Genomic DNA, 5,365 nt, shown 5'->3' on the forward strand with positions numbered 1-5,365 from the left:
CCGGTTCACCCTGGACGCGATGCCCGGCAAGCAGATGGCCATCGACGCCGACCTGAACTCCGGCCTGATCGACGAGGCCGAGGCCCGCCGGCGCCGGATCGAGGTGGCCTCGGAGGCCGACTTCTACGGCTCGATGGACGGTGCCTCGAAGTTCGTCAAGGGTGACGCCATCGCCGCGATCATCATCACGGTGATCAACCTGGTCGGTGGCATCGCCATCGGCATCCTGTCCAACCACCTGTCGGTTACCGAGGCGGTGGCCAAGTACAGCCTGCTGTCCGTCGGCGACGGGCTGGTCTCGCAGATCCCGGCGCTGCTGCTGTCGGTGGCCACCGGCCTGATCGTCACCCGGGCCGGCGGGTCCTCTGACCTCGGCACCGTGGTGGCCGAACAGCTGAGCAGCCAGCGGCGCGCCCTGCAGATCGCCGGTGGCGCGGGCCTGGCGCTGTGCCTGGTGCCCGGGCTGCCGAAGCTGCCGTTCCTGCTGGTCGGCGGGGTGCTGCTGGTTATGGCACGCCGGATCGCCAGCACGGTGAAGGCCGAGACGGTGGCCGCCACCGGGCCGGTCGCGGCGGCCGCCGGGCCGGCGCCGGACAGCCCGGAGGCGATCCTGGACGACCTCGCCGTCGACCCGCTGGAGCTGGCGCTGTCCTCGGACATGATCACCCTGGTCGACGGGATCGGGGCCGACCTGCTGGACCGGGTCCGGGCGCTGCGCCGCAAGCTCGCCATGGAACTGGGCGTGGTGATGCCGCCGGTGCGCACCCGGGACAACTTCGACCTGCCGGCCTCGACCTACGCGATCAAGCTCAACGGCGTCGAGGTGGCCCGCGGCCAGGCGCCGGCCGGCACGGTGCTCGCCATCGGCGACGGCCTGGAGAACCTGCCCGGCACCGCCGGTTCCGAACCGGTGTTCGGCCTGGCCGGCAAGTGGATCGGCACCGAGCTGCGCGGCCAGGCCGAGCTGCTCGGCGCCACCGTGGTGGACCGCTCGTCGGTGATCATCACCCACCTGTCGGAGGTGGTCCGCACCCACGCCAACCGGTTGCTGGGCCGGGAGGAGGTCTCGGCGCTCACCAAGGCGGTGCGGCGCACCCACCCGGTGGTGGTGGAGGACCTCACCCCGGCGATGCTGAGCCTGGGCGAGATCCAGCGGGTGCTGCACGCCCTGCTGGAGGAGGGCGTCTCGATCCGCGACCTGGTCCGGATCTTCGAAGCCCTGTCGCTGGCAGCCAAATCCGGCACCGAGCCCGACCGGCTGGTCGAGGCGGCCCGGCTGGCGCTGGCGCCGGCCATCACCGCCTCACACACGGTGGCCGGCACCTTGTCGGTGATCATGCTGGACCCTCGGATGCAGCAGAGCCTGCTGGAGTCGGTGCGGCCCTCCGACACCGGCGTGCAGCTGCTGCCCGGCCCCGACCTGGTGGAGGCCCTGGTCACCGACACCGCGCGGCAGTACCAGCAGTTGCTCGAGCAGGGCATCCGGCCGGTGCTGGTGTGCGCGCCGCAGATCCGGTTGCCGCTGCGCCGGCTGATCGCCACCACCGCGCCCGACCTGCCGGTGCTGTCCTACTCCGAGGTGGCCAGCAACGCCGCCGTCGTCGACACCGTGGGGGTGATCGCCAATGCCAGGACCGTTGGTGTGTGAGGGCGCTGACCTGCAACGGCTGCTGGAAGAAGTGAACGCCCAGCCGGGTGCGCAGATCCTGTACCAGGACCGGGTGCGGCGCGGCGGGGTGTGCGGCTTCTTCGCCCGCGAGGTGCACCGGATCGCCTACCGGGTCGCCGACACCGAGGCAGCGACGGACGATGCTGCGACACCGGTCGACAGCCTGCCGGCCGAGTCAACCTTGCCGGCCGAGCCGGTGCTGCCGGCCGTCGACGTCGCTGGCAGCAGCCCGGCTGCCGAGCTGTATGCCGGTGCCCCGGCCGCCGGCCTGCCCAGCGGCACCGAGCTGCCGGAACTGGACGAGCTGCTGGCCACCGCCGAGGCCGCCGAGAACGCCGGTGGCGGCCAGCACCGCGCCCCGGATCTGGTGCGGCAGCCGCTAGCCGGCCAGCCCGCCGGCCAGCCGGACTTCGCGGCCCTGCTGCGCACCCTGACCGAGGCCGACTCCGACTCCAGCCTGCTGGCTGTCGCACGGACCGACAGTGCTCCGGCCGGCAACGCTCCGCTTGGCAGCGCACCGCTCGGCAGCGCTCCGGCCGGTATTGAACGGCCGGTCCGGCCGGCGAAGCCGATTCATTCGAACAACGTGACCGCCATCGGCAAGCCGGACGCCCGGGCCCGGCTGGAGATGCTGATGCAGCTGCGCCAGGTGGGCGTTCCGGTGTCGGTGAACCCGCGGACCGATACCCACACCCTGTACGAGGCGCTGGAGAGCATCCTGGACGACCTGCCGGCGCCGGCCGTGCCGCCCCGGGGTGCCGGTGAGGTGCTGGCGGTGGTGGGGGAGTCCGGCCCGGCGTTGCAGGCCGCCCGGACCTGCGCGGCGATGCTGCGCATCCCGCCGGACGGCATCGGGGTGGCGGGCCTGGCAGGTTCAGCCGAAGCCGGGACGGACTACCCGGTGATCAGCGGTCGGGCCGAGGCGTTGCGGCTGCGCACCGAGCTGCGCCGGGCCGACCTGCCCTCGATCGTGGTGATCGCCACCGACGCGACCGTGGCCGGGCCGGACGACCCGTGGGCGGCCGAGATGCTGGCGGCGCTGTGTCCCACTGCGGTCTGGGCGGTGGTGGACGCGCGCTGGAAGACCGAGGACAGCCGCGCCCAGCTGGACCGGCTGGGCCAGGTGGATGCCCTAGTGGTGCACTCGGCTCAGCTGAGCGCCAGCCCCGCCTCGGTGTGGGACCTGGACCTGCCGCTGGGCCTGCTGGACGGCCGGGCGGCGAGCACCTTCGCCTGGGCCGGCCTGCTGTTCCCGCTGCTGCGCGGCGGCGCCCGGCACCGGGCGAGCGCGTGATGTCCGACGGCACCGGCAGTACTGGCTACGGAGGTTGAGGAACATGTTGCGTCCATCCGTTCTCGGGCTGGCCGTGCTGCTGAGCATGCCGGCGTTGTGGGCGGCGTTCGCGGCCGGATCGCTCGGGATCACCACCGCGCTGACCCGGTTCCTGATCGCGGTGCCGGTGGCGGCGCTGATGCTGACGCTGCTGCGCAAGGTGACGGCCGGCTACGCCCGCCAGGCGCTGCGCCGGGAACTGGCCGCGGCTGCCGAGCTGCGCGACCGGCAGGCCGCCGAGCTCGGCTGACCCGGCACCCCACCCGTGGCAGGGGCCGGGACCGGCGTGGTCGAGGATGGGCGCATGACTGAGCAGCCTCCCCGTTCGCCCCGGCTGTCCCGGCTGCGTGCCGGCCGGCCGTTGCCGGCCCCGATCGAGGCGTTGCGCGCTCTCGACGCCCGGACCAGGCCCAACCTGAAGCGAGCGATTCCCGCCGTGCTGGTCGCGCTGGTCAGCTTCGGGTTCGGCGACCACCTCGGCGGCATTCCCCGCACCCACGACACCACGTTCGCCATGTTCGGCTGGTCGCTGAGCCTGACCAAGGGCCAGGTCAGCATCCTGGTGCTGGGCCTGAGCGTGCTGTTCGTGGTGGCCGGCGTGATCGCCACCCGGTCGGTGGCCGGCGAGCTGGGCCGAGTCAGCGAGGTGCACGGCGGGGTGGCCGCGGCGTCGGCGATCCGGCTGATCTGCATGGTGCTCGGCTACGGGTTCGTGGGGCTGGCCGTGCTGGCCCTGCTGCGGGTCGAGCTCGGCAACCTGCTGGTGGGCGGTGCGGTGACCGGGGTGATCGTGGGCATCGCCGCCCAGCAGACCCTGGGCAACGTCTTCGCCGGCCTGGTGCTGCTGTTCGCCCGGCCGTACGTGCCGGGCCAGCGGGTGAAGATCCGCAGCGGCTCGATGGGCGGCCCGTTCGACGGCGTGATCGTCACCGCGGGCCTGATGTACACCACCATCGACACTGAGGAGGGCCTGGTGTCGATGCCGAATTCCGGCCTGCTGGCCGCGGCGATCGGGCCGTCCGACGGCACGTCCTCCGAGGAGGAGGAGCCGGGCGGGACGCTCGCGTCCGGTGACCCGGGGACCGGGCCCGGCGGCAACCCGGCGATCGGCCAGGGCGGCAACCCGGCGTAAGGCGGCCGGATACGACGACAGCCCGCGCACCCACGGGGGGTGGAGTGCGCGGGCTGTCTGAGCCCCCGTCGAGGCCAGGGCTGATTCTGCACGTACCGGCTGTCTTCGTAAAGGTCAGACACGGGGTTTCGACAGGATCCGCCGCCAGGCCGTGGTGATCGAGTCTGATTTGATCGAGATCAGGGTGACGGCGAAGATCGGCCTCAGTCAGAGGCAGTGCGCCAACCTGTCCGATCAGTACACCTAGGCCTCCTCGGCACCCCAGCGTCCGAGCGCGACGATCGCCTCGCGCAAGGCAAGCCCGCGATCGGTCAGCGCGTAGGCCCGGGTGTTGTGCCGGAGCGGCAGACGGGTCAGTACGCCGGCCGCTTCGAGCTCGCGCAGGCGGGTCGAGAGCATGTTCGTCGGCACTCCGAGGTCGCGCTGCAGATCGCCGTAGCGCTGCGGCCCGTCGAGCAGCCGCTCCACGATGAGCAGTGCCCACCGGGCTCCGACAATGTCGAGGGCCGCGGCGAGGTCGCTCACGCCGTCGGATCGGCGTCCGGCTTCATCCAGAACGGCGAGTAGTGGTAGCCGTCGGGGTCGTCGAACTGGCGCTGGTACATGAAGGGGTAGTCGTCGGTGTCACCGATCCGCCCACCGGCGGCACCGGCGCGCTCGGCGAGCTCATCGACGGCCTCGCGGCTGCCGAGGTCGAAGGAGACCGTGACCTTCGAGGGGGTCCCGGCTCCGCCGACCAGCTCCTCGACGCCGCCGACGTTCGCGTACATCTCGCGGCTGCCGAGCATGACGTACTGCTCGGGCGCGATCGCGAAGCACGACACGTTGTGATCGGACATCTCTGCGTTGAGGGTCCAGCCCAGGGCGGTGTAGAAGGCGGTTGCGCGCTCGACGTTCTCGACCGGGCAGGTGATGAAGAGGCTCATGCGGGCATACTTGCAAAATGCAAGTGCCTCCGTCAAGACCCCGGCTGCCGACGCTGGTCGACTCAGGTCCCCTCAACTCGGCATGTCAGGAGGTTCGCTGGGACTTTCGCCGGCGTGCCAGGGCGAGCCCCACGCCGACGAGCAGGACGAACACCCCGGGGATGAGGAGCGCACATCCCGGGCCCGGCAACGGGACCAGGATGCCGCCGAGAACAGCCGTCGCCGCTCCGCCGACCACCAGCCACCTGCTCACCTCGGCAGACTAGGGGCAAGCGCGCCCGAGCGTCGCGAGACGCACTGAGCCA

7 protein-coding genes are annotated in these 5,365 nt (G+C 72.0%); 4 read left to right on the forward strand and 3 right to left on the reverse strand.

Going from position 1 to position 5,365, the window contains the following annotated elements:
- The 4 genes from VLJ82_RS00125 to VLJ82_RS00140 all read left to right on the forward strand — a co-directional run.
- A partial coding sequence (locus VLJ82_RS00125; protein WP_408661290.1) for a flagellar biosynthesis protein FlhA occupies positions 1-1,648 on the forward strand: 1,648 nt, incomplete at its 5' end.
- Positions 1,641-2,963, forward strand: a complete 1,323-nt coding sequence (locus VLJ82_RS00130; RefSeq protein ID WP_408661291.1) for a hypothetical protein — start codon at positions 1,641-1,643, stop codon at positions 2,961-2,963. The genes VLJ82_RS00125 and VLJ82_RS00130, both read left to right, overlap by 8 nt.
- A gap of 43 nt (positions 2,964-3,006) precedes the next feature.
- Positions 3,007-3,252, forward strand: a complete 246-nt coding sequence (locus VLJ82_RS00135; RefSeq protein WP_408661292.1) for a hypothetical protein — start codon at positions 3,007-3,009, stop codon at positions 3,250-3,252.
- Between the two features lie 54 nt (positions 3,253-3,306).
- Entirely contained in the window at positions 3,307-4,134 is an 828-nt protein-coding gene (locus VLJ82_RS00140) for a mechanosensitive ion channel domain-containing protein (RefSeq protein ID WP_408661293.1), read from the forward strand.
- 243 nt (positions 4,135-4,377) lie between these two features.
- Here VLJ82_RS00140 and VLJ82_RS00145 read toward each other — a convergent pair whose 3' ends face one another.
- The 3 genes from VLJ82_RS00145 to VLJ82_RS00155 form a co-directional block, all read right to left on the reverse strand.
- Positions 4,378-4,659 (reverse strand): winged helix-turn-helix transcriptional regulator, encoded by a 282-nt coding sequence (locus VLJ82_RS00145; protein ID WP_408661294.1) that lies wholly within the window; start codon positions 4,657-4,659, stop codon positions 4,378-4,380.
- Entirely contained in the window at positions 4,656-5,060 is a 405-nt protein-coding gene (locus tag VLJ82_RS00150; protein ID WP_408661295.1) for a VOC family protein, read from the reverse strand. The genes VLJ82_RS00145 and VLJ82_RS00150 overlap by 4 nt, the downstream gene beginning before the upstream one ends.
- Before the next feature lie 85 nt (positions 5,061-5,145).
- On the reverse strand, positions 5,146-5,313 hold the full coding sequence (locus tag VLJ82_RS00155; RefSeq protein WP_408661296.1) for a hypothetical protein: 168 nt from the start codon (positions 5,311-5,313) through the stop codon (positions 5,146-5,148).
- Positions 5,314-5,365 lie beyond the last annotated feature (52 nt).

The sequence above is a fragment of the Jatrophihabitans sp. genome, assembly GCF_035474675.1.
Taxonomy (GTDB): domain Bacteria; phylum Actinomycetota; class Actinomycetes; order Mycobacteriales; family Jatrophihabitantaceae; genus Jatrophihabitans_A.

Bases quoted from the DNA above. Each gene is read 5' to 3' on its own strand.
- VLJ82_RS00135 (WP_408661292.1), top strand. From the start codon at position 3,007: ATGTTGCGTCCATCCGTTCTCGGGCTGGCCGTGCTGCTGAGCATGCCG.
- VLJ82_RS00140 (WP_408661293.1), top strand. From the start codon at position 3,307: ATGACTGAGCAGCCTCCCCGTTCGCCCCGGCTGTCCCGGCTGCGTGCC.
- VLJ82_RS00150 (WP_408661295.1), bottom strand. From the start codon at position 5,060: ATGAGCCTCTTCATCACCTGCCCGGTCGAGAACGTCGAGCGCGCAACC.